Below are 24,301 nucleotides of genomic sequence, written 5' to 3' on the forward strand. Positions count from 1 at the left end.
GACTCGCCGCGTAACGCGGCACATTGCGCCCGCCACGCCGCCGGTTCGTCCGGTGGCCTGGCGGGCGCAGTCGCTTCTGCCGCGAACAGATCGGATATGACCAAAAAGTAACGCATCCGGTTCCCCGCGTTCATATTCAGTTCACGCCGGAATTGCTCATGTGGTGCGGTGTTCATGCGGCCTATGTCTGGAGAGAAGCGTGCGCCTGCTCGTTGTTGAGGACGACCCCGATCTCAATCGCCAGCTCACCAAGGCGCTGACCGACGCCGGTTACGTCGTCGACCGCGCCTTCGACGGAGAGGAGGGGCACTATCTCGGCGACAACGAGCCCTACGACGCCGTCGTGCTCGACATCGGCCTGCCGAAGAAGGACGGCATCTCGGTGCTGGAGGCCTGGCGCCGCAACGGCCGCACCATGCCGGTCCTGATCCTCACCGCGCGCGACCGCTGGAGCGACAAGGTGCAGGGGTTCGATGCCGGCGCCGACGACTATGTCGCAAAGCCGTTCCATCTGGAGGAGGTGCTGGCCCGCATCCGCGCCCTGCTGCGCCGCTCCACCGGCCATGCCCAGAGCGAATTGAGCTGCGGCCCCGTCACGCTCGACACCAGGACCGGACGGGTCAGCGTCTCCGGCAATCCCGTCAAGATGACCTCGCACGAATATCGGCTTCTGGCCTATTTGATGCACCATTCCGGGCGCGTCGTGTCCCGCACCGAGCTGGTCGAGCACCTCTACGACCAGGATTTCGACCGCGACTCCAACACCATCGAGGTGTTCGTCGGCCGCATCCGCAAGAAGCTGGACGTCGACATCATCCAGACCGTCCGCGGCCTCGGCTATCTGCTGACCCCGCCGCCGGCGCCGGGCGCCTGAGGTCCCTTGACGGGAGGCCGAACAGGGGCCTTGGTCCGGTCATGACGTCCGACGCCCTGCCATCCTGCGCCTGCCGGGACCCTTCCGATGGCCGCTAGCTCGCTTGCCAACCGCCTGTTCCTGTCGGCGACGGCTTGGCTCGTGGTGATTCTGGCCATCACAGGCGTCGTGCTGTCGTCGGTCTACAAGAACGCCACCGAGCGTGCCTTCGACCGCCGGCTCAATCTCTATCTGCGCACCCTGATCGCCGAGGTCGCGACCCCCGACGAGCCGCCGGACCGCCAGTTCCAGTCACTCGGCGAGCCCCTGTTCGAGCTGCCGCTGTCCGGCTGGTACTGGCAGATCACGCGCACCGACACCGAGAAGCCCGAGGTGCGCTCCTCGCGCTCGCTGTGGGACAAGAAGCTGCCGAAGCTGGAGGAGCAGGGCACCGAGCTCACCGCTGCCGGCATTCGCCTCGCCTATGTCGACGGGCCCGAGGGACAGAATCTGCGGATGGTCGAGCGCCCCGTCGATCTCGGCGCGGACGGCAAATATCTGGTCAGCGTTGCCGGCGACGACACCGAGATTTTCGACGAGACGCGGAGCTTCGATTACTATCTCGGCGGCACTTTCACCGCGCTCGGCATCGTGCTGCTGCTGACCACCGTGTTCCAGGTCCGCTTCGGCCTCGCCCCGCTCAAGCGCATCTCGGAATCCATTGCCGACATCCGCTCCGGGCGGGCGGAGCGGCTCGAGGGTGAATTCCCCGTCGAGATCGCGCCACTGGCGCGCGAGACCAACGCGCTGATCGAGGCCAATCGCGAGATCGTCGAGCGCGCGCGCACCCATGTCGGCAATCTCGCCCACGCGATCAAGACGCCGCTCTCGGTGATCGTGAACGAGGCCGGGGCCCATGTCGCCGACCCCTTCGCGGCCAAGGTGATGGAGCAGGCGGACGTGATGCGCGACCAGGTCGCCCATCATCTGGAGCGCGCGCGCATCGCGGCGCGGGTCTCGGTCGTCGCGACCGTGACGGAGGTCGCGCCGGTCATCGAGGCGCTGCGGCGGATCATGGAGAAGATCCACCGCGACCGCGGCATTCTCGTCGAGGCCAAGGCCGATCCCTCGGCGAAATTTCGCGGCGAACGGCAGGATCTGGAGGAGATGGTCGGCAATCTCGTCGACAATGCCTGCAAATGGGCAGCCTCCCGGGTCTTCATCGAGGTCCTGGTCGAGACGCCGCACCAGGCGGGTGCCGGCCCGCGCCTGCGGATCATCGTCGACGACGACGGGCGTGGCCTGTCGGAGGCCGAGCGCACCCAGGTCTCCCGGCGCGGCCAGCGGCTCGACGAGTCCAAGCCCGGCTCGGGGCTGGGCCTGTCGATCGTCACCGACCTTGCCGCGCTCTACGGCGGGAACCTCTCGCTGGGCGGCGCGCCGATCGGGGGCCTGCGGGCGGAGCTCATCCTTCCCGGAATATAATCCTTTGTTCCGACGCGGTTATTTCGCCTGGGCGCCCCCGATCCGGACGAAACCGGAGCTATTTCAGGGCGACTTCCTAAACGGCTTCTTAAGTGGGGATCTCATAAGATCGCGCCCGGACGTCTCCCATGTCCGCCATTTTACCGTGCATTACCCGGGCGCATGAGCCAGACATCGATCGAGCGGCTGAGGGAATATCTCGCGCAGCTCCCGCCGCAGTCGCAGGCACTGCTGATGCGGGAGTTCGAGCGCGCGCTCGAACGCGGCCAGGACACGGCTGTGGCGACCCTCGTGCTCGAGCAGCTGCGCAAGATCGTGCGCAAGACGGAGGCCGACGACGCCCCGCCGCCGCGCACGGACGATCTGTCGCGGTTGCTGTTCCAGGTGCTGGAACCATTTCTGGTCGAGGCAGGAGCGCCGATCCGGGTCGGCCAGATCCGCCGCTCCTCGCTGCAGCCGATCTGGCAATGGCTCGGCCGCGACGGCGCCCCGGACAAGGTGAACGAATTCGAGGCGGCGCTGGCCCGCACGCCGGCCGCCGACGGTGCAGGGCAGGTCGAGGCCCTCGCCTCGAAGCTCCAGGCGGTCGCCGCGGATGCCATCTTTGCGCTGACGGGGCCCGGCGGCGGCGACAGGTCGCGCGCGCTCGCCCGCGTCGGCCCGCCCAACGTGATCGAGGACCTCTATTCGATCGGCGCCGTGCTCCAGGTCCGCGACGCCATCGCCACCCTGAACGAGAAGCTGCCGCGCTTCCTGCGCGCCTTCGGCGATGCGCAGATCGCGTCTGTGATGGCGACGCTCAACATTCCCGTCCTCCAGACGCCGCAGATGCTGCCCTTCGCGTTGTCGATCGTCGTGCAGCGGATGACCGCGCGGTGGCAGATCATCCGCCTTGCCATCAAGATCGCCGCGTCCGACGACGAGATCCGCGTCGCGGCGACGCCCTATGGCGTCGCTGTCACGATCGCGCTGCATGATTTGTCCTGTGTCGCGGCCGCGTTGCGCATGGACATCAAGCGCGGCCATTTCGACAACGTCGCCGACAATCTCAAGGCGTTGCATGACGGCGTGCGCGGCCTGCGCACGGAGCTCGACCTGCGCAACGATTCCGCCTGGGGCAAGCAGCTGACCTCGATCCGCGCCGACATCTCCAATGCGTTGCAATCGGAGATCGACAGCGTTCCAGGCCGCGTCCGCCGTATCCTGCGCCAGCGCCCCGAGAAGGACATTCCGCCCGGCGCGCGGATCGACAGCACCGAGGTCGAGGAAACCGTGGCGCTGATCGATTTCGTCGCAACCTGCCGCAACTATGCCAGCGAGCTTGCGATCAACGAGGTGACGCTGCGCACCTATTCCGACCTTCAGCAATATGTGGAACGGTCGACCGAGCAGCTGGTGCAGTCGCTGCGCGCCGCAGATCACAAGGTCCGCACCTATCGGCAGCAGCAGGTGCAGGCTGCGATCCGCTTCTGCCAAGTGCTGTTCGGCGACGATTACGCCTCGCTGATGAGCCGCGCCGCGGAGAACGCGGCCACGGGCGAGCGCAAATCGTCGCGCGCGAGCTGATCAAGGCGCATAATTTCGCAGTCGCAATTTTAAGTTGACGGTGTGCGTGGTGAGCCCTACGGTCCCCGTGCAAGTTTTTGCAATTTCTATCTGTGGGCGCATGAAACCTCTTATCAGCTCCATCGAAATCGAGAACCGCGTCGTTGTTGCCAAATATCAAAGGCTGATGGTCGGCGCGAAGGTGGTGCTGGTCGAGAAGGCAAGCGGTCGGCAGCTGCCTGAAACGGTCACCAGGGTTGCATCCCCCGTTCCCGTCGGGGCATTGCGCATCAGATTGCCTGACGCCATCGAGCCGGGAACATATTTCCTGCGGGCCTTCAACGGGCACGGCGAGGACGCCGCTCAAAGCGTGGACTTCGAGATCGGCTAAGCCGTTGGATTTTCACCGTTTCGGGACCGTGCCCGGTCGCGCCGAATTGACAATTGTCAATTGCCGCATCGTCCGGCCGTGGTGTAAAGCCACCTATGGGCGCAGTTCGCGCGCCGCCGGAAGCTTGCCAGATGACGCTATGGTTCGTGTTCGCGCTGATGACGGTCGCGGCGATTTTCGCCGTGCTTCTGCCGCTCGGCCGTAGCGGACGCGCGCAAAATCATGGCAGCCAAAATCATGGCGGAGAAGTCGCGGTCTACAAGGATCAGCTGGCCGAGGTCGAGCGCGATCTCGCCGCGGGATTGATCGCAGCCCCCGAAGCCGAGGCCGCGCGCGTCGAGATCAGCCGCCGGCTGCTCGCCGCAGCCGCCAGCGAACCGGCAACCGCGCCGAAATCGAGCGTCAAATGGCGCCGCGCGGCGGCCGTGCTCGCGCTCGCCGGCCTGCCGCTGGTTGCGATCGGCGTCTACATGCCGCTCGGCTCGCCCCGGCTTCAGGATTTTCCCCTGGCGCAGCGGGCCCGCGAATCCGGGTCGGGTATGCAATCGCTCGAGAACCTCGTCGTGCAGGTTGAGCAACATCTGGAAAAGAATCCGACCGACGGACGCGGCTGGAACGTGCTCGCGCCGGTGCTGGAGCGGCTCGGCCGATTCGACGAAGCGGTGCGCGCCTATCGCAACGCGCTCACCTATAACGGCGAGAGTCCGGAGCGCCGGTCCGATCTCGGCGAGGCGATCGCGGCCGCCGCGAACGGTGTCGTGACTGCGGAGGCGAAGAGCGAGTTCGAGCGCGCCCATGCGCTCAACGCCGACGATCCCAAGGCGAACTATTTTCTCGGTCTTGCCGCTGAGCAGGACGGTCGCAAGGACGATGCCGCCAACATCTGGCGTGCGCTGCTGGCGAAAGCCCCTGTGGACGCGCCGTGGCGTCCCCTGGTGCAGTCTTCGCTGGCGCGGGTCGGCGGCGGTACGATGCCGGCGCTGTCGGACGAGACGATCGCGGCGTCCAAGGACATGAACGAGGGCGATCGCAATGCGATGGTCCGGGGCATGGTCGAACGGCTCGCCACACGCCTCAAGCAGAACGGCGACGACGTCGAGGGCTGGCTCCGCCTGGTGCGCGCCTATCTCGTGATGGGTGATCGCGTCAAGGCGATGGGGGCATCGACGGATGCCCGCCAGGCGGTCGCCAACGATGCCGGGCGGCTACGCCAGCTCAATGAAGGCCTCAAGACGCTCGGGCTCGACGGATGATGATCTCGGGACGGGACGAGCAGGAAACGGACACGCCATGACGCGCAAGCAGCGACGTATGACCATCATCGGCGGCTCGCTCGCCGTGCTCGCGCTCGCGGCCGCGCTGGTGCTCAACGCCCTGCGCGACTCCATCGTGTTCTTCTCGACCCCGACCATGGTCGCCGAGAAGCACGTTGCGCCGGGCAAGCGGTTTCGCCTCGGCGGCCTGGTGCAGCCCGGCTCGCTTCAGCGCGGCGACAATCTTGCGGTGAGCTTCGAGGTCGCCGACGGCAACGCCAAGCTGCCCGTCGCCTACAAGGGCATCCTGCCCGATCTGTTCCGCGAAGGGCAGGGCGTCGTCGCCGAGGGCGTGCTCGACGCCAACGGCGTGTTCAAGGCCGACACCGTGCTCGCCAAGCACGACGAAACCTACATGCCCAAGGACGTCGCCGATGCCCTGAAGAAGCAGGGGCACTGGAAGGACGATTACGACAAGGCTTCGGGTGGCGCCAAACCTTCTGACGTCAAGCCTTCTGACGCCAAGCCTGCGGCAACGACCGCACAGGGCAATCCGGTAGGAGCGGTGCGGTGATCGCGGAGTCAGGACATTACGCACTGGTGCTGGCGCTTGGATTGGCGCTGATCCAGTCCATCGTGCCCCTGATCGGCGCGCGCTTGCGCGATGACGCGCTGATGAACGTGGCGCGCTCGACGGCGCTGGCGCAGCTCCTGTTCGTCGGTGCGTCGTTCGTCGCGCTGGTGATGCTGCACGTCGACTCGGATTTCTCCGTCGCCAACGTCTACGAGAATTCCCACTCGATGAAGCCGCTGCTCTACAAGATCACCGGCGTCTGGGGAAACCATGAAGGCTCGATGCTGCTGTGGGTGTCGATCCTCGCGCTGTTCGGCGGATTGGTCGCCGCCTTCGGCAACAATTTGCCGCTGTCGCTGCGCGCGCGTGTGCTGGCCGTGCAGGCCTGGATCGCCAGCGCCTTCTATCTCTTCATCCTGGTGACCTCGAACCCGTTCCTGCGCATCGCGAGCCCGCCGATCGAGGGACGCGATCTCAACCCGGTGCTTCAGGACATCGGTCTCGCCGTGCATCCGCCGATGCTCTATCTCGGCTATGTCGGGTTCTCGATCTCGTTCTCCTTCGCGATCGCGGCGCTGATGGAGGGACGAATCGATGCGGCCTGGGCGCGCTGGGTGCGGCCGTGGACGCTGGTCGCCTGGATCTTTCTGACGCTCGGCATCGCGATGGGCTCTTACTGGGCCTATTACGAGCTCGGCTGGGGCGGCTGGTGGTTCTGGGATCCGGTCGAGAACGCCTCGCTGATGCCGTGGCTTGCCGGCACGGCGCTGTTGCACTCGGCGCTGGTGATGGAGAAGCGCAACGCGCTGAAGGTCTGGACCATCCTGCTGTCGATCCTGACCTTCTCGCTGTCGCTGCTCGGCACCTTCCTGGTGCGCTCGGGCGTCATCACCTCGGTGCACGCCTTCGCCACCGATCCGACCCGCGGCGTGTTCATCCTGCTGATCCTTTGCCTGTTCATCGGCGGCAGCCTGTCGCTGTTTGCCGGTCGCGCGACCTCGCTGAAGCAGGGCGGGCTGTTCGCGCCGATCTCGCGCGAGGGCGCGCTGGTGCTGAACAATTTGCTGCTCACCGTCGCCTGCGCAGTCGTGCTGTTCGGCACGCTCTATCCGCTGGCGATGGAGATGCTGGCCGATTTCAAGATGTCGGTCGGTGCTCCCTTCTACAATCTCACCTTCGTGCCGTTGTTCACGCTCCTGCTGCTCGCCGTGCCGTTCGGGCCGATGCTGGCATGGAAGCGCGGCGATCTGCTCGGCGTGACCCAGCGCCTGCTCGCGGCGGGCGTTGCCGGCCTCGTTGCCGTCGCCATCGTCTGGGGCTGGGCCAGCGGCGGCGCTACGCTGGCGCCGCTCGCGATCGGGCTTGGCATCTTCGTCATCGCCGGCGCCGTCACCGACCTCGTCGAGCGGACCGGCCTCGTGCGGCTGCCGTTCGCCACGGTGCTGCACCGGGCGCGCGGCCTGCCGCGCTCGGCCTGGGGCACCACGTTCGCGCATGCCGGCCTCGGCGTCGCGCTGATCGGGATCGTGTGCGAGACCACCTGGAACAGCGAATATATCGCGACGATGAAGCAGAACGACGTCGCCCATGTCGCCGGCTACGATCTCAAGCTCGACGGCCTGTTTTCGCGCCAGGGGCCGAACTTCCGCGAGATGATCGCCGAGTTCAACGTCAGCCGCGACGGCGAGAAGATCAGCGTCATGACGCCGTCCAAGCGCAGCTTCACGACACGCGGCTCCTCGACCACCGAGGCCGCGCTGCTGACGCGCGGCGCGAGCCAGCTCTACGTCTCGCTCGGCGACGCCACCGCGGAGGGCGCCATTGCGGTCCGCATCTATCACAAGCCACTGGTGCTCATGATCTGGTGGGGACCGGTGCTGATGGCGTTCGGCGGCGTGCTGTCGCTGTCCGACCGGCGCCTGCGGGTCGGCGCGCCGAAGCCGGCGCGGGCCAAGCAGCGCCTCCAGCCGGCGGAGTGATCCGATGCGGCGGATGATGGCTACGATCCTCGCGCTGATGCTGCTGGCCTTGCCTGCGGCGCACGCCGTGCAGCCCGACGAGATCATGTCGGATCTCGTGAAGGAGTCGCGCGCGCGCGACCTGTCGCGCGAGCTGCGCTGCATGGTCTGCCAGAACCAGTCGATCGACGATTCCGATGCGCCGCTGGCGCGCGATCTGCGGCTGCTGGTGCGCGAACGCATCGCGGCCGGCGACAGCAATTCGCAGGTGCTCGACTTCCTGGTCGCGCGCTACGGCGAGTTCGTGCTGCTCAAGCCGCGCTTCGAGCGGCAGACCATGCTGTTGTGGCTGCTCGCGCCGCTGCTGCTGATTGGCGGCGGCCTGGTGCTGTGGCTGCAAATCCGCCGGCGCGCGCGAAGCGGTGCAGACGTACCAGCTCTGCCGCTCACGCCCGAGGAAGAAGCGCGGCTCGCCGCCTTGATGTCGGAAGAGCCAAAGTCCTCCTGACCTAAGTAATGATACCTAGGCCGCCTGCGGCAGCCTGTTTCATGCTCTGTTGACCTTTGTCTGGAAGCTTGTCGCGAGATTCGATTCCAGACTTTTGAGTCCGCAGCGATGTTCACGAACAGCAATCTGACGATCCGCTTCCTGGTCGGCGCCGTCGTCGCTGCATTATTGTTCCTGCTGGGCATCGGCGGCGGTACCGGTTTCGTCGCGGTGCTCTATCTCAACAACGAGATCACCAGCCTGTCGTCGGACTTCGCCGCGCTGAGCGGTCCGGCGCGCGATCATGCGATGCTGATCTATCAGCAGGCGCAGACGGCATTCTCCTGGTTCCTGATCGCCTGTGGCGTGATCGCGGTGGTCGCCGTTGCGATCTGTCTCACCACCTGGTTCGCGGTGCGCAACGGCATTCTCAACCCCTTGGCGGCGATCGTGCATGCCATGCGTGAGGTCGCCGACCAGAAGTTCGACACACCGGTGCCGGGCCTCGGCGGCACCAACGAGATCGGCCTGCTCGCCGGTGCGCTGGAGGTGTTCAAGACCAGCGGCCTCGAGCGGCGGCGCCTGACGGAGCAGCAACTCCACGAGGCGCAGCACCAGGCCGAGCGGTCGAAATTCCTCGATGCGCGGATCAAGCGCTTCAACGATCTCGTTGCCGGCGTCGTCGACAGCGTAGCCTCGTCGGCGGCGCATCTGAAGAGCAATGCCGAGACCCTGTCGCGGACGGCCAACGACACCAGCAGCAAGGCCAATGCGGTGGCGAGCGCGGCAAGCCAGGCCAGCGCCAGCGTCCAGACGGTCGCGGGCTCGGCCGAGGCGATGACCAATTCGATCGGCACGATCAGCCGCCGCGTCACCGACGCGACCCAGCGGGCCGAAGGCGCAACGTCCCAGGCCGAGAAGAGCCGCGATACCATCCACACGCTGTCGGACGCCGCCGACAAGATCGGCGAGGTCGTGCAGCTCGTGCAGGCAATCGCCTCGCAGACCAACCTGCTGGCGCTCAACGCGACCATCGAGGCGGCGCGGGCTGGCGAAGCCGGCAAGGGTTTTGCGGTGGTCGCTTCCGAGGTGAAGAGCCTCGCGCACCAGACCAGCAAGGCGACCGAGGAGATCACCTCGCACGTCGCCAGCATCCAGGGCATCACCGCGGAGACGCGCGGCGCGATCGACGGCATCTCGAAGACGCTGTCGGATATCTCGTCGATCATGTCCGGCATCGAGGTCGACACCGCCCAGCAGCGCAACGCCACGCAGGACATCACAAGCAGCGCGCAGGACGCCGCACACGGGACGCTCGACGTCTCCAATCACATCGTCCAGATCACCTCGACGTCGGCCGAGACCGGGCGCATGGCCGCCGAGGCGCGCGATTCCGCGGTCGATCTGTCGCAGCAGGCCGCAACCCTGAAGCGGGAAGTCGACGAATTCATCGTCAGCGTCAGGGCGAGCTGAAGGCGTCAAAAACGCGCGTCGGCCCCGCTCACGGGAACTCGATTAAGTTCCTGTCAGTCCACGATTTTCCGCCTGCGCTAAACTGCCGCATTCGCGTGGCTCTTCATTACAAAAGTTTAACCCCGCCGCCAGCGCACGGTAAGGCGGGAGCCCCCATCTTCAGGTCCGTAAGGTGCTGCCATCCGGCACCAACAGAATTCAAGGCCCTGGAGATCCCCGCATGAGCGACCGTATCGACCTCACGAACCTTCCGTCCTACCGGCAACCCCGCCGGTCGGTTTTCTCCGCGCGCAGGATCGCGTTGATGGCCTCGGTCGTCGCCGGCCTCGGGATTGCCGTCCACGGCTTCAGCCCGTCGACCTCGCCTGTCGACCTGTTCTCCAGCCCGGCGCATGCGCAGGTCAACAACGAGGTCCGGAAGGTCGAGCGTCCGGTCGGCTTCGCCGACGTCGTCGAGCGCGTGAAACCGTCGGTGATCTCGGTGAAGGTCAACATGAAGGAAAAGACCGCGAGCAACGACGATGGCGATGATTCGTCGTCGCCGTTCCAGCCGGGCTCGCCGATGGAGCGCTTCTTCCGCCGCTTCGGCGGTCCGGATGGCATCCCGGGTTTGAAGGGCGGTGGTCGTGGTCGCGTCGTGCAGGGCCAGGGCTCCGGCTTCTTCATCTCGGCTGACGGCTTTGCCGTGACCAACAACCACGTGGTCGACGGCGCCGACAAGGTCGAGGTCACGACCGACGACGGCAAGACCTACACCGCGAAGGTGATCGGCACCGACCAGCGCACCGACCTCGCCTTGATCAAGGTCGAGGGCAGCACGAACTTCCCGTTCGCCAAGCTCGCCGACAGCAAGCCGCGGATCGGCGACTGGGTGCTGGCGGTCGGCAATCCCTTCGGCCTCGGCGGCACCGTGACCGCGGGCATCGTCTCGGCCAGCGGCCGCGACATCGGCAACGGCCCGTATGACGATTTCATCCAGATCGACGCGCCCGTGAACAAGGGCAATTCCGGCGGTCCGGCCTTCGACACCAACGGCGAAGTGATGGGCGTCAACACCGCGATCTACTCGCCCTCCGGCGGCAGCGTCGGCATCGCGTTCTCGATTCCCGCGAGCACCGTGAAGAGCGTGGTGGCCCAGCTCAAGGACAAGGGCTCGGTCAGCCGCGGCTGGATCGGCGTGCAGATCCAGCCCGTGACGTCCGATATCGCCGACAGCCTCGGCATGAAGAAGGCCGAAGGCGCGCTGGTGGCGGAGCCGCAGGCGAACGGTCCGGCGGCCAAGGCCGGCATCGAGTCCGGTGACGTCATCACGTCGGTCAACGGCGAATCCGTCAAGGACGCCCGCGAGCTTGCCCGCACCATCGGCGGCATGGCGCCCGGCGCGACCGTGAAGCTCAACGTGCTGCACAAGGGCCAGGACAAGGTCGTGAACCTGACGCTGGGCCAGCTGCCGAACACGGTCGAGGCCAAGGCCGACACCGACAAGGACAGCGGCAAGGGTGCGAGCCGCGGCACCGACGTGCCCAAGCTCGGCATGACCGTCGCGCCCGCCGACTCCGTGGCCGGCGCCGGCAAGGAAGGCGTCGTCGTCACCGAAGTCGATCCGAAGAGCGCCGCGGCCGAACGCGGCTTCAAGGAAGGCGACGTGATCCTCGAGGTCGGCGGCAAGAGCGTGAGCACCGCCGGCGAAGTCCGCGACGCCATCAACACGGCGCGGACCGACAACAAGAACAGTGTCCTGATGCGCGTGAAGAGCGGCGGCCAGTCGCGCTTCGTCGCCGTGCCCATCGCCAAGGGCTAATCAAGGGCTGATCAAGGCTGAGCCTTCAGGAGGCTTCCGAAATGAGGGGTGTCGCCGGCATCAGTCGCCCCCGCCGCCGACGCCCTTCGGGGGAGCAGCGTAACGTTCGCTTCCCCAGTCTACCTTCCGGTGGAATTACGCCCCCCTCCGTCGGAAGGCCTAGGGCGGTGAAGTCCCCCCAGCTTCACCGCCCGCCTTTTTGCCTACCCAGGTTTTCGCCCAGGTCCCGTTTGCTTGGCTTGCATGCGATTGCCGCTCGCGCCATGTTCAGAGAAGGTTGACCCCCTTGACCGCCGCCGAACGCACGATGCGCCTCCTCATCATCGAAGACGACCGCGAATCCGCCGACTACCTCGTGAAGGCGTTTCGCGAGGTCGGACACATTGCCGACCACGCCGCCGACGGCGAGGAAGGTCTCGCCATGGCCGAGAGCGGCGATTACGACGTGCTGGTGGTCGACCGCATGCTGCCCAAGCGCGACGGCCTGTCGCTGATCGGCGCGCTGCGCGACAAGGACGACACGACGCCGGTGCTGATTCTCTCCGCGCTCGGCCAGGTCGACGACCGCATCAAGGGCCTGCGTGCCGGCGGCGACGACTATCTGCCAAAGCCCTATTCCTTCGCCGAGCTGCTGGCCCGGGTCGAGGTGCTGTCGCGCCGCCGCGGCGGACCTGCCGAGGACACGCTCTACCGCGTCGGCGATCTCGAGCTCGACCGTCTCTCCCATCGCGTCGCCCGCGGCAAGGACGAGCTGACGCTCCAGCCGCGCGAATTCCGCCTGCTCGAATACCTCATGAAGCACGCCGGCCAGGTGGTGACCCGCACCATGCTGCTGGAGAACGTATGGGACTATCATTTCGATCCGCAAACCAACGTGATCGACGTGCACATCTCGCGGCTGCGCTCCAAGATCGACAAGGGCTTCGAGCGGCCGCTGCTGCACACGATCCGCGGCGCCGGGTACATGATCCGTGACGGCATTCGGTAAACTCGTCCGCACCACGGCATTCCGGCTGACGCTGGTCTACCTTTTGCTGTTCGCGATGTTCGCGGCCTCGCTGCTCGGCTATTTCGCCTGGAATACGCGGCGGCTGATCAACGAAGAGATCACGCAGACGGTCAACGCCGAGACCTCGGAAATCAACGAGCTCTACGGCCGCAGGGGCCTGCGCGCGCTGGTGCTCGCGATCGAGTCCCGCGCGCTGCGGCCGGGCGCCAACCTCTACCTCGTGACCACGCCGACCGGGCAGGCGATCGCCGGCAATGTCGGCTCGCTGGCGCCCGGCGTGATGGCGACGCGCGGCTGGACCGAGACGGCGTATCGGCGGATCGAGGACGCGGACGAACGCGATCATCGCGCGCTGGTGCGCGTCACCGAGCTCGAAAACGGTTTCCGCCTCCTGATTGGGCGCGATCTCGACGAGCGGCGGCGCCTGTTCGGCATCGTCGCCAAGGCGGCGCAATGGTCGATCCTGATCGTGGTCGTGCTGGGTCTGGGCGGCGGCATCTTCGTCGCGCGCCGCGTGCTCACGCGCATCGATGCGATGAGCGGCACGGCGCACCGCATCATGACGGGCGATCTCAGCGAGCGCCTGCCAGTCGGGCGCAGCGGCGACGAGCTCGATCGCCTCGCCGAAAACCTCAACGCCATGCTGGAGCGGATCGAGGCGCTGATGGCGGGGCTGAAGGAGGTCTCCGACAACATCGCCCACGACCTCAAGACGCCGCTGACGCGCCTTCGCAACCGGGCCGAGGAGGCTTTGGCGAAATCGGGCTGCGAGGCCGATTATCGTGCCGCGCTGGAACGGACCATCGAGGAATCCGACGGGCTGATCCGCACCTTCAACGCGCTGCTGATGATCGCACGCGCCGAGTCCGGACAGGCGCGCGGCAATATGGATGATTTCGACGCCGCCGATGTCGCAGGCGGCATCCACGAGCTCTACGAGCCGCTCGCCGAAGACGACGGCATGACGCTTAAAGTCAAGGCCGAGCCCACGCCGGTTCATGCCAACCGCGAATTGATCAGCCAGGCGCTCGCCAATCTGGTCGAGAATGCGATCAAATACGGCAAGCCGGTCGCGCTGACAGGCGGAACCGTGGTCAGCATGGACTCCAGGCAGGTCACGATCGAGGCGAAACGCGAGGGTGACCAGGTTCTGCTCAGCGTCACCGATCGCGGCCCCGGCATTCCCGAAGCCGACCGCAAGCATGTCGTCGAGCGATTCGTGCGGCTTGAGGCCAGCCGCACGCTGCCGGGCTCCGGCCTCGGTCTCAGCCTTGCCGCCGCGGTCGCCACATTGCATGGCGGAGAATTGCGGCTGGGTGATGCCCAGCCCGGCCTCGTCGCCACGCTGGTGCTCCCGGCGCGAGCCGGCGACAGGGTTGCTCCGCCAATACCGGATGTGCCACAGAAGGTGGCATGAACCACTCCGCGCCGGGAAACGCGGACAAGCATGGTGAGAGTCTGGCCGCACGCTTCGCGGAGGCTCCCCATATTGCCGCTTCCACAACCGACGAACCACGTTTTGAAAACTGGCTGGCCGAGCTCGAGCCGGCGCAGTCGGCCCGTCTCGAAGCCTTGTTGGTTCGTCCCTTCGCGCGGGGTATTTTCACCGGCATCGCGGAATTCTCGCCCTATCTGTTCGATCTGGTGCGCGCCGATGTGCCGCGCCTGATCCGGTTGCTCGAATGCGATCCGGACGCACATCTCACCGCGCTGATCGCGGATGCGACCGACGCGGTGTTCGTCGCGGCCGACGAGGCCGAGGTGATGCGGCTGCTTCGCCGCATGAAGGCGGAAGCCGCGCTTCTGATCGCGCTGTGCGACATCGGCGGCGTCTGGCCGGTGATGCGGGTGACGGCGGCGCTGACCGATGTCGCGGTGTCCTCAGTGCAGGCGGCGCTGCAGTACCAACTGCGGCAGGAAGCCGCACGTGGCAAAATCCAGCCGCCCAATCCCGAGACACCCGAAGAGGGCTGCGGCCTGATCGTGCTCGCGATGGGCAAGATGGGGGCAGGCGAGCTGAACTATTCCAGCGACATCGACCTCATCGTCTTCTTTGATCCCGACAATACGACGCTCGCGCCCGACATCGAGCCGCAACCGTTCTTCGTCCGGGTGACGCAGGGCATGGCGCGCCTTCTCCAGCAGCGCACTTATGACGGCTACGTCTTCCGCGTCGACCTGCGGCTGCGTCCCGATCCGTCCTCGACGCAGGTGGCGATCTCGCGCGACGCTGCGCTGAACTATTACGAGCGGGAAGGGCGCACGTGGGAGCGCGCGGCGATGATCAAGGCGCGTGCCTGCGCCGGCGATGCCAAAGCGGGCGAGGCACTGCTCGCCGAGATCGCGCCCTTCGTCTGGCGCAAGCATCTCGACTTCGCCGCGCTTGCCGACGTGCACGACATGAAGCGGCAGATGCAGACCTACCGCGGCCAGAGCGAGATCGCGGTCGAGGGCCATAACGTCAAGGTCGGCCGTGGCGGCATCCGCGAGATCGAGTTCTTCGCGCAAACCCAGCAGCTGATCGCCGGCGGTCGCCATCCCGAGTTGCGGGTGCGGCCGACGCTTGCCGCGCTGAACATCCTCGCGTCGAGCAACTGGATCACCTCTGCGGCGCGTGACGAGCTGACCGTGGCTTACGAATTCCTGCGCCGGGTCGAGCACCGTCTCCAGATGATCGCGGACGAGCAGACCCATGTGCTGCCCGACGACAAGGAAGCGGTCGAGCGCTTTGCGCGCTTCTTCGGATATCCGGATCGCGAAGCCTTCGCGCGCGATTTGCTGCGGCAGCTCGGGATCGTCCAAGGCCACTACGAGAAACTGTTCGAGGGTGACGATCCGACCGGCACGGCAAAACTGCCGGCGCTCGATTACGGCGCCGGTCCCGACGATCCGCGCCTGCTGCAATATCTGACGACGCTCGGCTTCAAGAAGCCTGCTGCGGTCGCACAAACCGTGCGCGACTGGATCACCGGCGATTATCGCGTATTCCGCAATGAGGCGACGCGAACCGCCTTCATCGACTTCGTGCCGGCCCTGATCGACGGCCTCGCCCATGCCGAGGAGCCCGATCGCGCCGTCGTGGCATTCGATCATTTCCTTGGGGCCCTCCAGCTTGGCGGCCGGCTGATCACGCTGCTCGGCCAGAACCGCGATCTCGTTGCGCTGGTGGCGCTGGTGCTGGGCGCCGCCCCCAGGCTCGGCGAGATGCTGGCGCGCAAGCCGCAGCTCATGGACGGCCTGATCGACCCACGCTTTTTCGGCGCGATGCCGGACAAGCAGGAGTTGTCGGCGCGATTGGCCGCGACGGTGCGCGACGCGGATTCCTATGAGGAGTTCCTCGACCGCTTGCGCCTGTTCGGGCAGGAGAGCCTGTTCCTGATCGGCACGCGCATCCTGTCCGGCACCGTCTCGGCGCAGCAGGCGAGCACCGCTTTCGCCGATGTCGCCGAAGGCACCGTCCACACCGTTCATGACCTCGTCGCCGAGCGCTTCGCGGCCCAGCATGGCCGCATCAAGGACCAGGAGACCGCGATCATCGCGATGGGTCGGCTCGGCAGCCGCGAGATGACGGCATCGTCTGATCTCGACCTGATCCTGCTTTACGATTTCGACGGCGACAATCCCGATTCCGACGGGCCAAAATCGCTTCAGGGCGCGCACTACTTCGCGCGCTTCACCCAGCGTCTGATCAGCGCCTTCACGACGCGCACCAATTACGGCGTGCTCTACGAGATCGACATGCGACTGCGCCCGTCGGGACGCGCCGGTCCAGTGGCCTCGAGCCTCGTCTCATTCGCGGGCTATCAGGCCAACGAAGCCTGGACCTGGGAACACATGGCGCTGACGCGGGCGCGCGTGGTGTCGGCCTCGGATGAATTCCGTGGCCGCATCGAGCGCATCATCCGCGATGTCCTGACCCGCCGCCGCGACCGGACGATCATCGCCAACGACGTGGCCGACATGCGGCGCGCGATCGCGCAGGAGAAGGGCGAGAGCGATCATTGGGATCTCAAATATGCCGCTGGCGGCATGGTCGATATCGACTTCATCGCGCAATATCTCCAGCTCGTGCACGCCCACGACAAGCCTGACATTCTCGACGTCGGCACGCTGCAGGTGCTGGAAAATGCATGCAGGCTGGGTGTGCTCGCGCAATCGGAGACCGAGGTCCTGCGCGCGGCGGCGCGGCTCTATCACGACCTGACGCAGATCCTGCGTCTCTGCGTCAGTGACCGCTTCAAGCCGGAGACCGCCGGCACCGACCTGCTGCGCGTCATGGCACGCGCCGGCGATGCGCCGGACTTTTCGTCACTGGAAGCGCGTGTGAAGGAAACCCAGAGCGAGGTGCGGCGCGTGTTCAGTGCGCTTCTGGAAGGGAAGTAGCCGGCTTCAGCGAGGTGAGCGCCTCGCGCACATTGGACTCCAGGCCCGCGCCGCCGGCATCGAGATGGGCGAAGATCGCGCGCTTCATCCGCGGGTCCCAGAACTTCTTGATGTGATCGGCGATCCCCGGCACGGCCTTGTCGTGGCCCTGGCTGCGGAAGAAGGTGCCGATCTGGTTGGCCATGTAGACGAGGCGGTCAGGCGACGACATCGATAATCTCCTGAGCACGATGGCCTGCAAGGCGGCCGTGGTGCGTGAATATTTCAAACCCATCGCTGCGGGCGATTGCGATCAGCGTGATGCCGGCAGCTTCCGCGGTGCGCACCGCGAGCGCGGTGGGTGCGGAAACCGCGACCATCACCGGTGCGCCGATGGCGGCGGTCTTCTGCACCATCTCGACCGAGACGCGGCTCGTCAGCAGCACCATGCCGGCGCTTGCATCGGTGCGGCTGCGTGCAAGCGAGCCAGCAAGCTTGTCGAGCGCGTTGTGGCGGCCGACGTCTTCGCGCAGGGCGCCAATTCCGCAGGACGGCGACCAGAACGCGGCGGCATGGACGGCGCGGGTCTGCATGTTGATCGACTGCAACGGCGCGATGGCCTGCATCGCCGTCATGATCTGTTGCGGCGTAAAGATCTGGCCCTGCGGAACGACCGCCGCAGGTCGTATCGCCTCCGCGATCGAATCGATGCCGCAGATGCCGCAACCGGTTGGGCCGGCGATATGTCGCCGCCGCTCGCTGATGCGCGAGGCATCGTCCGAGGCCAGCCACATGCGCAGCTCGATGCCGTCGTCGAGGCGGACGATCTCGAGCGACCGGATGTCATCGACCGACTTGATGATGCCTTCGTCCAGGCTGAAGCCGACCGCGAAATCTTCCAGATTCTGCGGCGTCCCCATCATGACGGCATAGGTGCCGCCATTATAGGTCAGCGCCAGCGGCGTCTCCTCCGGGATCAGCCGTGCGCCCTCCGACGCGACACCGTCGCGCCAGATCTCGCGGTCGATGGCCTGGACCGGCACGTGCATGCCGTTACTCCGCGGCCTCGGCGGGCGCGATGCGGCGGGAATGCCGCGCCTGCTCGTCGTAGGACTTCTGCCAGTCGGACGGGCCGTTCGATGGCGAGATCTGCACCGCCGTGACCTTGTATTCGGGGCAGTTGGTCGCCCAGTCCGAAAAGTCGGTCGTGATGACGTTGGCCTGCGTGTCCGGATGGTGGAAGGTGGTATAGACGACACCCGGCGACACGCGGTCGGTGATCTCCGCGCGCAATGTGGTTTCGCCGGCGCGGCTTTGCAGCCGCACCCAATCGCCATCGCGCACGCCGCGCTGCTCGGCATCGTGCGGATGGATCTCGAGGCGATCCTCGGCATGCCAGACCACGTTGTCGGTACGCCGCGTCTGCGCGCCGACATTGTACTGGCTGAGAATGCGGCCGGTGGTGAGCAGCAGCGGGAAGCGGGGACCGGTGCGCTCGTCGGTGGCGACATATTCGGTGACGATGAACTTGCCCTTGCCGCGGACGAAGCCGTCGATGTGCATGACCGGCGTGCCCTCGGGCGCCTTCTCGTTGCAGGGCCACTGCACCGAGCCGAGTTCGTCAAGCTTGGCGTAGGAGACCCCGGTGAAGGTCGGCGTCAGCGCCGCGATCTCGTCCATGATCTCGGAGGGGTGGCTGTAGTTCATCTCGAAGCCCATCGCCTTGGCGAGGCCGATGGTGACCTCCCAGTCCGCCATGCCGTTCTTCGGCGACATCACCTTGCGCACGCGCTGGATGCGGCGCTCGGCGTTGGTGAAGGTGCCGTCTTTCTCCAGGAAGCTCGAGCCGGGCAGGAAGACATGGGCGTAGTTTGCGGTTTCGTTCAGGAAGAGGTCGTGGACGATGACGCATTCCATCGCCGACAACGCGGCGACCACATGCTTGGTGTTCGGGTCGGACTGGAGGATGTCCTCGCCCTGCACGTAGATTCCCATGAACGAGCCTTCGATCGCGGCATCGAACATGTTGGGAATGCGCAGGCCCGGCTCCGGGTTGAGCTTGACGTTCCAGAGCGCTTCGAACTGGTCGCGCACGGCATCGCCGGAGATGTGACGGTAGCCGGGCAGCTCGTGCGGGAACGAGCCCATGTCGCAGGAGCCCTGAACGTTGTTCTGGCCTCGCAGCGGGTTCACGCCGACGCCGGGACGGCCGATATTGCCGGTCGCCATCGCAAGGTTGGCGATCGCGATCACGGTGGTCGACCCCTGGCTGTGCTCGGTGACGCCGAGGCCGTAATAGATCGCGCCGTTGCCGCCGGTGGCGTAGATGCGGGCGGCTTCACGCAACACCTGCGGATCGACGCCGGTGAGGATCGCGGTGGCTTCCGGGCTGTGTTTCGGCTGGGCGACGAAGGCGGCCCATTCCTCGAACTCGGCCCAGTCACAGCGCTCGCGCACGAAGGCTTCGTTGGCGAGGCCCTCGGTGACGATGACATGCGCCAGCGCGGTCACGACGGCAACGTTGGTGCCGGGCATCAGCGGCAGGTGCAACGCCTTGACGTGCGGCGATTCCACCATCTCGGTGCGGCGCGGATCGATCACGATCAGCTTGGCGCCCTGGCGCAGCCGCTTCTTCAGGCGGGAGGCGAACACGGGATGAGCCGAAGCCGGATTGGCGCCGATGATGACGGCGACGTCGGTATCTTCCACCGAATCGAAATCCTGCGTGCCGGCCGACGTGCCGAAGGTCTGCGACAGGCCATAGCCGGTCGGGGAGTGGCAGACGCGGGCGCAGGTGTCGACATTGTTGTTGCCGAAGCCAGCGCGGATCAGCTTCTGCACCAGATAGGTTTCTTCATTGGTGCAGCGGGACGAGGTAATGCCACCGATGGCGTCGCGGCCGTATTTCTTCTGGATGCCGCGCATCTTGGTGGCGGCAAACGAGAACGCCTCGTCCCAGGACACTTCGCGCCAGGGATCCTCGATCCGCTCGCGGATCATCGGCTTGAGGATGCGTTCCTTGTGGTTGGTGTAACCCCAGGCGAAGCGGCCCTTGACGCAGGAATGGCCGCGATTGGCCTTGCCGTCCTTGTACGGCACCATGCGCACGACTTCCTCGCCGCGCATCTCGGCCTTGAAGGCGCAGCCGACGCCGCAATAGGCGCAGGTGGTGACGACGGAGTGCTCGGGCTGGCCGATCTCGATCACCGACTTCTCGGTCAGCGTCGCGGTCGGGCAGGCCTGCACGCAGGCGCCGCAGGAGACGCATTCGGAGCCGAGGAAGCTCTCGCTCATGCCGGGCGAGACGCGGCTGTCGAAGCCGCGGCCGGAGATCGTCAGCGCGAAGGTGCCTTGCACCTCCTCGCAGGCGCGGACGCAGCGCGAGCAGACGATGCACTTGGAGGGATCGTAGGTGAAGTACGGGTTGGACTCGTCCTTCGGCATCCAGGCTGCGTTGACCTCGCCGTTAGTCTTGCCAGGTGTCTTGGCGAAGACGTGGTTCTCGCCCTCATAGCCGTAGCGCACGTCGCGCAGGCCCACGGCGCCCGCCATGTCCTGCAATTCGCAGTCGCCGTTAGCGCCGCACGTAAGGCAGTCGAGCGGGTGATCGGAGATGTAGAGCTCCATCACGCCCTTGCGCAGCTTCTTCAGCCGTTCGCTCTGGGTGTGCACGACGAGGCCGTTCATCACAGGCGTGGTGCAGGATGCCGGCGTGCCGGCGCGGCCCTCGATCTCGACGACGCAGAGCCGGCAGGAGCCGAACGCATCGACCATGTCGGTCGCGCACAGTTTTGGAATCTGGTGGCCCGCGTCCATCGCGGCCCGCATGATCGAGGTGCCCTCGGGCACCGTGACCTCATTGCTGTCGATGGTCAGCGTCACCATCGTTTCTGATTTCGAGCGCGGCGTGCCGTAGTCGATTTCTTCGATCAGAGACATCGTTGTTCTCCTATTCCGCGGCCTGAAGCGTGGTCGGTACGGGTGCAAAATCTTCCCGGAAGTGCTTCAAGGCGCTGAGCACGGGGTAGGGCGTGAGGCCACCGAGTGCGCAGAGCGAGCCGAATTTCATGGTGTTGCAGAGGTCTTCGACGAGCGCGAGGTTTTCGCTGACGCGCTCGCCGCGGATGATCTTCTCGATGGTCTCGACGCCGCGGGTCGAGCCGATCCGGCAGGGCGTGCACTTGCCGCAGGATTCGATGGCGCAGAACTCCATCGCGAAGCGCGCCTGCCTGCGCATGTCGACGCTGTCGTCGAACACGACGATGCCGCCATGGCCGATCAGGCCGTCGCGCGCCGCGAAGGCCTCATAGTCGAACGGCGTGTCGAACAGCGCGCGCGGGAAATAGGCGCCGAGCGGGCCGCCGACCTGCACCGCGCGGACGGGGCGGCCGGTGAACGTGCCGCCGCCGATGTCGTCGACGAGTTCGCCGAGCGTCACGCCGAACGCCGTCTCGAACAGTCCGCCATGGCGGATGTTGCCGGCGAGCTGGATCGGCATCGTGCCGCGCGAACGGCCCATGCCGAAATCGGCATAGGCCTTGGCGCCCTCGGCGAGGATGAAGGGGATCGCCGCGAACGACAGCACGTTGTTGATGACGGTCGGCTTGCCGAACAGGCCGTGATGGGCGGGCAGAGGCGGCTTGGCGCGCACGAGGCCGCGGCGGCCTTCGAGGCTTTCGAGCAGTGAGGTCTCTTCGCCGCACACGTAAGCGCCGGCACCGACGCGGACTTCCATATCGAAGCTATAGGTCGAGCCGCCGATCTTGTCGCCGAGATAGCCGCCGCGCCTGGCCGCCACGATGGCGGCGTTCATCGCCTCGACCGCATGCGGATATTCGCTGCGGATGTAGATGTAGCCCTTGGTGGCGCCGACGGTGATGCCGGCGGTCGTCATGCCCTCGATCACCAGGAAGGGATCGCCTTCCATGATCATGCGGTCGGCGAAGGTGCCGCTGTCGCCTTCGTCGGCGTTGCAGACGATGAATTTGCGATCCGCCTTCGCTTGCGCGACCGTCTTCCACTTGATGCCGGTCGGGAAGCCCGCACCGCCGCGGCCGCGCAGGCCGGATGCCGTGACCTCGGCGAGGATTGCGTCGGAGCCGAGCGACAGGGCGTGTTCCAGGCCCTTGTAGCCGCCATGGGCGCGGTAGTCGTCGAGCGAGCGCGGGTCGATCACGCCGCAGCGGGCGAAGGTGAGGCGGGTCTGGCGCTTCAGCCAGGGGATCTCGTCGGTCGCGCCGAGCCGCAGCAGATGCGGGGTGTTGTTGGCGAGCGCATCGAGCAGGGAGGGGACGTCGGCTTCGGTGACCGGGCCGAAGGCGATGCGGCCCTGCGGCGTCGCAACCTCGATCAACGGCTCCAGCCAGTACATGCCGCGCGAGCCGATCCTGACGATCTCGACTGCCACACCGCGCTTGCTTGCTGCCTGTTCCAGCGCCAGTGCAACCTCGTCGGCGCCTACGGCCACAGCACCCGCGTCGCGTGAGACGAATAGACGCATGCTCATCGCTGTGCCTCCGCAACCAGGGCGTCGAGGCGCTTCTCGTCGAGCCGGCCAATGAGGCGGCCGTCGAGCATCGCGGACGGCGCGGTCGCGCACAGGCCGAGGCAATAGATCGGCTCCAGCGTGACGCGATCATCGGCCGTCGTCTTGCCGAGCGGCACGCCGAGTTTCGCCTCGGCGCGCGCGGCCAGCGCATCGCCGCCGGCGGCCTGACAGGCCTCCGCGCGGCACAGCTTCAGCACATGGCGGCCGGCCGGCTTGTGGCGGAAATCATGGTAGAATGTGAAGACGCCATGCACCTCGGCGCGCGACAGATTGAGCGCCTGCGCCACCATGGGGATGGCTGCCTCCGGCACATAGCCGAACGCTTCCTGAAGGGCGTGGAGGATGACCAGCGTCGCGCCCTCTTGCTTCGCATGTTCGGCGATGATCTCGGCGCCGCGCGTTTCGTCCCAAGGCTCGTAACAAGGCTCGTAAACCGCTGTCATTCTTCGTTCTCAGATTGAGCGTCCCTTCTGCGCAAACTATTTGGAATCATTCGAAGATCAATAAAGCTGTCTCATGCTGCGATTGCGAATTCTGATCGATTTGGAAGTGCTATCGTACGATATGTAAATCCGATGAATTGCTTCCGTTTGCCGGTTTTTCCGTGTTGGTGGGGACTCGTCGTGCTAACTTGCATGCCACGACAGAATCCGAGGGGACGCGCGTTTGCTCGACAAGCTTGAACTGCTGCTGGCGCTGGCGAAGGAGCGGCATTTTGGACGCGCGGCGGAGGTATGCGGGGTCACCCAGCCGACCATGTCGACCGGGCTGAAGCAGCTCGAGGAGATCCTCGGCGTGATGCTGGTCCAGCGCGGATCGCGGTTCCAGGGTTTCACCCCCGAAGGCGAACGAGCGCTGGACTGGGCGCGCCGGATCGTGGGCGATGCCCGCGCCATGCGCGACGAGATCAACGGGCTCAAACATCAGCTCTCCGGCGAGATCCGCATCGCGGCGATCCCAACCGTGCTCGGCATGGTCGCACAACTGACGACGCCGTTCCGCGCCAAGCATCCCGAGGTGCGCTTCCGCATCCAGTCCACGACGTCATCGGAAGTGCTGGGGCTGCTCGAAAATCTCGAGGTGGATGCGGGGCTGACCTATATCGAGAACGAGCCGATCGGCAAGGTGCGCACGATTCCGCTCTACAACGAGAGCTATCGCCTGCTGACGGCGCCCGACGGCATGTTCGGCGATCGCGAGACGGTGACGTGGAAGGAGGTCGGGCAGGTGCCGCTGTGCCTGCTCACGCCCGACATGCAGAACCGCCGCATCATCGACCGCGCGCTGCGCTCGGTCGGCGCGGAGGCGACGCCGACCTTGACCTCGAACTCGCTGCTCGTGCTGTTCACGCACGTGAAGACGGGGCGCTGGGCGAGCGTGATGCCGGCCAAGCTCGCCGAGACGCTCGGTCTCTCCGATACGGTGCGTTCGATCCCGATCGTCGATCCCGAGGTCAATTACAGCATCGGCATGGTGATCCCGCAGCGCGATCCGATGACGCCGTTGATCGCGGCGCTGGTCAATGTCGCGCGGGAAGTTGCGCCGAAGCTGCAATTGTAAGC

At 66.1% G+C, this 24,301-nt stretch carries 19 protein-coding genes; 14 read left to right on the forward strand and 5 right to left on the reverse strand.

The annotated features are described in order from the left end of the window. Positions 1-199 precede the first annotated feature (199 nt). The 13 genes from I3J27_RS11965 to I3J27_RS12025 all read left to right on the forward strand — a co-directional run bounded on the left by I3J27_RS11965 (position 200) and on the right by I3J27_RS12025 (position 17,212). Positions 200-874, forward strand: a complete 675-nt coding sequence (locus tag I3J27_RS11965) for a response regulator transcription factor (protein WP_011085905.1) — start codon at positions 200-202, stop codon at positions 872-874. Between the two features lie 87 nt (positions 875-961). Further along, entirely contained in the window at positions 962-2,338 is a 1,377-nt protein-coding gene (locus I3J27_RS11970) for an ATP-binding protein (protein WP_270169266.1), read from the forward strand. A gap of 162 nt (positions 2,339-2,500) precedes the next feature. After that, positions 2,501-3,904 carry a hypothetical protein gene (locus I3J27_RS11975; RefSeq protein ID WP_270169268.1) on the forward strand — a complete coding sequence of 468 codons (1,404 nt, stop codon included), beginning with the start codon at positions 2,501-2,503 and terminating at the stop codon, positions 3,902-3,904. 100 nt (positions 3,905-4,004) lie between these two features. Further along, complete coding sequence (locus I3J27_RS11980; RefSeq protein WP_270169270.1) at positions 4,005-4,274, forward strand: hypothetical protein; 270 nt, start codon at positions 4,005-4,007, stop codon at positions 4,272-4,274. A gap of 131 nt (positions 4,275-4,405) precedes the next feature. Then, the gene (gene ccmI / locus I3J27_RS11985) at positions 4,406-5,527 is read left to right on the forward strand and encodes a c-type cytochrome biogenesis protein CcmI (RefSeq protein WP_270169272.1); all 1,122 of its coding nucleotides are present in this window, start codon (positions 4,406-4,408) and stop codon (positions 5,525-5,527) included. A gap of 37 nt (positions 5,528-5,564) precedes the next feature. Further along, positions 5,565-6,101 (forward strand): cytochrome c maturation protein CcmE, encoded by a 537-nt coding sequence (gene ccmE / locus I3J27_RS11990; protein WP_270169278.1) that lies wholly within the window; start codon positions 5,565-5,567, stop codon positions 6,099-6,101. After that, positions 6,098-8,080: a heme lyase CcmF/NrfE family subunit gene (locus tag I3J27_RS11995; protein ID WP_270169283.1), complete on the forward strand. Its 1,983-nt coding sequence runs from the start codon at positions 6,098-6,100 to the stop codon at positions 8,078-8,080. The genes ccmE and I3J27_RS11995 overlap by 4 nt, the downstream gene beginning before the upstream one ends. 4 nt (positions 8,081-8,084) lie before the next feature. Then, positions 8,085-8,567 carry a cytochrome c-type biogenesis protein gene (locus I3J27_RS12000; protein ID WP_270169285.1) on the forward strand — a complete coding sequence of 161 codons (483 nt, stop codon included), beginning with the start codon at positions 8,085-8,087 and terminating at the stop codon, positions 8,565-8,567. A 108-nt stretch (positions 8,568-8,675) separates the two neighbouring features. Next, complete coding sequence (locus I3J27_RS12005; RefSeq protein WP_270169287.1) at positions 8,676-10,019, forward strand: methyl-accepting chemotaxis protein; 1,344 nt, start codon at positions 8,676-8,678, stop codon at positions 10,017-10,019. Between the two features lie 220 nt (positions 10,020-10,239). Further along, positions 10,240-11,820 (forward strand): Do family serine endopeptidase, encoded by a 1,581-nt coding sequence (locus tag I3J27_RS12010; protein ID WP_270169289.1) that lies wholly within the window; start codon positions 10,240-10,242, stop codon positions 11,818-11,820. A gap of 307 nt (positions 11,821-12,127) precedes the next feature. Then, positions 12,128-12,808, forward strand: a complete 681-nt coding sequence (locus I3J27_RS12015; RefSeq protein ID WP_270169291.1) for a response regulator transcription factor — start codon at positions 12,128-12,130, stop codon at positions 12,806-12,808. Further along, positions 12,792-14,246, forward strand: a complete 1,455-nt coding sequence (locus tag I3J27_RS12020) for a sensor histidine kinase (protein ID WP_270169293.1) — start codon at positions 12,792-12,794, stop codon at positions 14,244-14,246. Before I3J27_RS12015 ends, I3J27_RS12020 begins: the two co-directional genes overlap by 17 nt. Next, positions 14,243-17,212: a bifunctional [glutamine synthetase] adenylyltransferase/[glutamine synthetase]-adenylyl-L-tyrosine phosphorylase gene (locus I3J27_RS12025; protein WP_270169295.1), complete on the forward strand. Its 2,970-nt coding sequence runs from the start codon at positions 14,243-14,245 to the stop codon at positions 17,210-17,212. Before I3J27_RS12020 ends, I3J27_RS12025 begins: the two co-directional genes overlap by 4 nt. Here the strand turns inward: I3J27_RS12025 and I3J27_RS12030 are convergent. From I3J27_RS12030 to I3J27_RS12050, 5 genes are read right to left on the reverse strand one after another with little or no spacing between them, the layout of a single operon-like run. Beyond that, positions 17,187-17,423 carry a formate dehydrogenase subunit delta gene (locus I3J27_RS12030; RefSeq protein WP_270169297.1) on the reverse strand — a complete coding sequence of 79 codons (237 nt, stop codon included), beginning with the start codon at positions 17,421-17,423 and terminating at the stop codon, positions 17,187-17,189. The genes I3J27_RS12025 and I3J27_RS12030 overlap by 26 nt on opposite strands. Then, positions 17,410-18,240 (reverse strand): formate dehydrogenase accessory sulfurtransferase FdhD, encoded by an 831-nt coding sequence (gene fdhD, locus I3J27_RS12035; RefSeq protein ID WP_270169299.1) that lies wholly within the window; start codon positions 18,238-18,240, stop codon positions 17,410-17,412. The genes I3J27_RS12030 and fdhD overlap by 14 nt, the downstream gene beginning before the upstream one ends. Before the next feature lie 4 nt (positions 18,241-18,244). Continuing rightward, positions 18,245-21,130: a formate dehydrogenase subunit alpha gene (fdhF, locus tag I3J27_RS12040; protein WP_270169301.1), complete on the reverse strand. Its 2,886-nt coding sequence runs from the start codon at positions 21,128-21,130 to the stop codon at positions 18,245-18,247. 10 nt (positions 21,131-21,140) lie between these two features. Continuing rightward, positions 21,141-22,697 carry a formate dehydrogenase beta subunit gene (locus I3J27_RS12045; protein ID WP_270169303.1) on the reverse strand — a complete coding sequence of 519 codons (1,557 nt, stop codon included), beginning with the start codon at positions 22,695-22,697 and terminating at the stop codon, positions 21,141-21,143. Continuing rightward, entirely contained in the window at positions 22,694-23,182 is a 489-nt protein-coding gene (locus I3J27_RS12050) for a formate dehydrogenase subunit gamma (RefSeq protein ID WP_270169305.1), read from the reverse strand. The genes I3J27_RS12045 and I3J27_RS12050 overlap by 4 nt, the downstream gene beginning before the upstream one ends. A 223-nt stretch (positions 23,183-23,405) precedes the next feature. Here I3J27_RS12050 and I3J27_RS12055 point away from each other — a divergent pair, with 223 nt between their 5' ends. Further along, complete coding sequence (locus I3J27_RS12055) at positions 23,406-24,299, forward strand: LysR family transcriptional regulator (RefSeq protein ID WP_270169307.1); 894 nt, start codon at positions 23,406-23,408, stop codon at positions 24,297-24,299. Positions 24,300-24,301: the final 2 nt, after the last annotated feature.

It is taken from the genome of Bradyrhizobium xenonodulans (assembly GCF_027594865.1).
In the GTDB taxonomy this organism is placed as follows: Bacteria; Pseudomonadota; Alphaproteobacteria; order Rhizobiales; family Xanthobacteraceae; genus Bradyrhizobium; species Bradyrhizobium xenonodulans.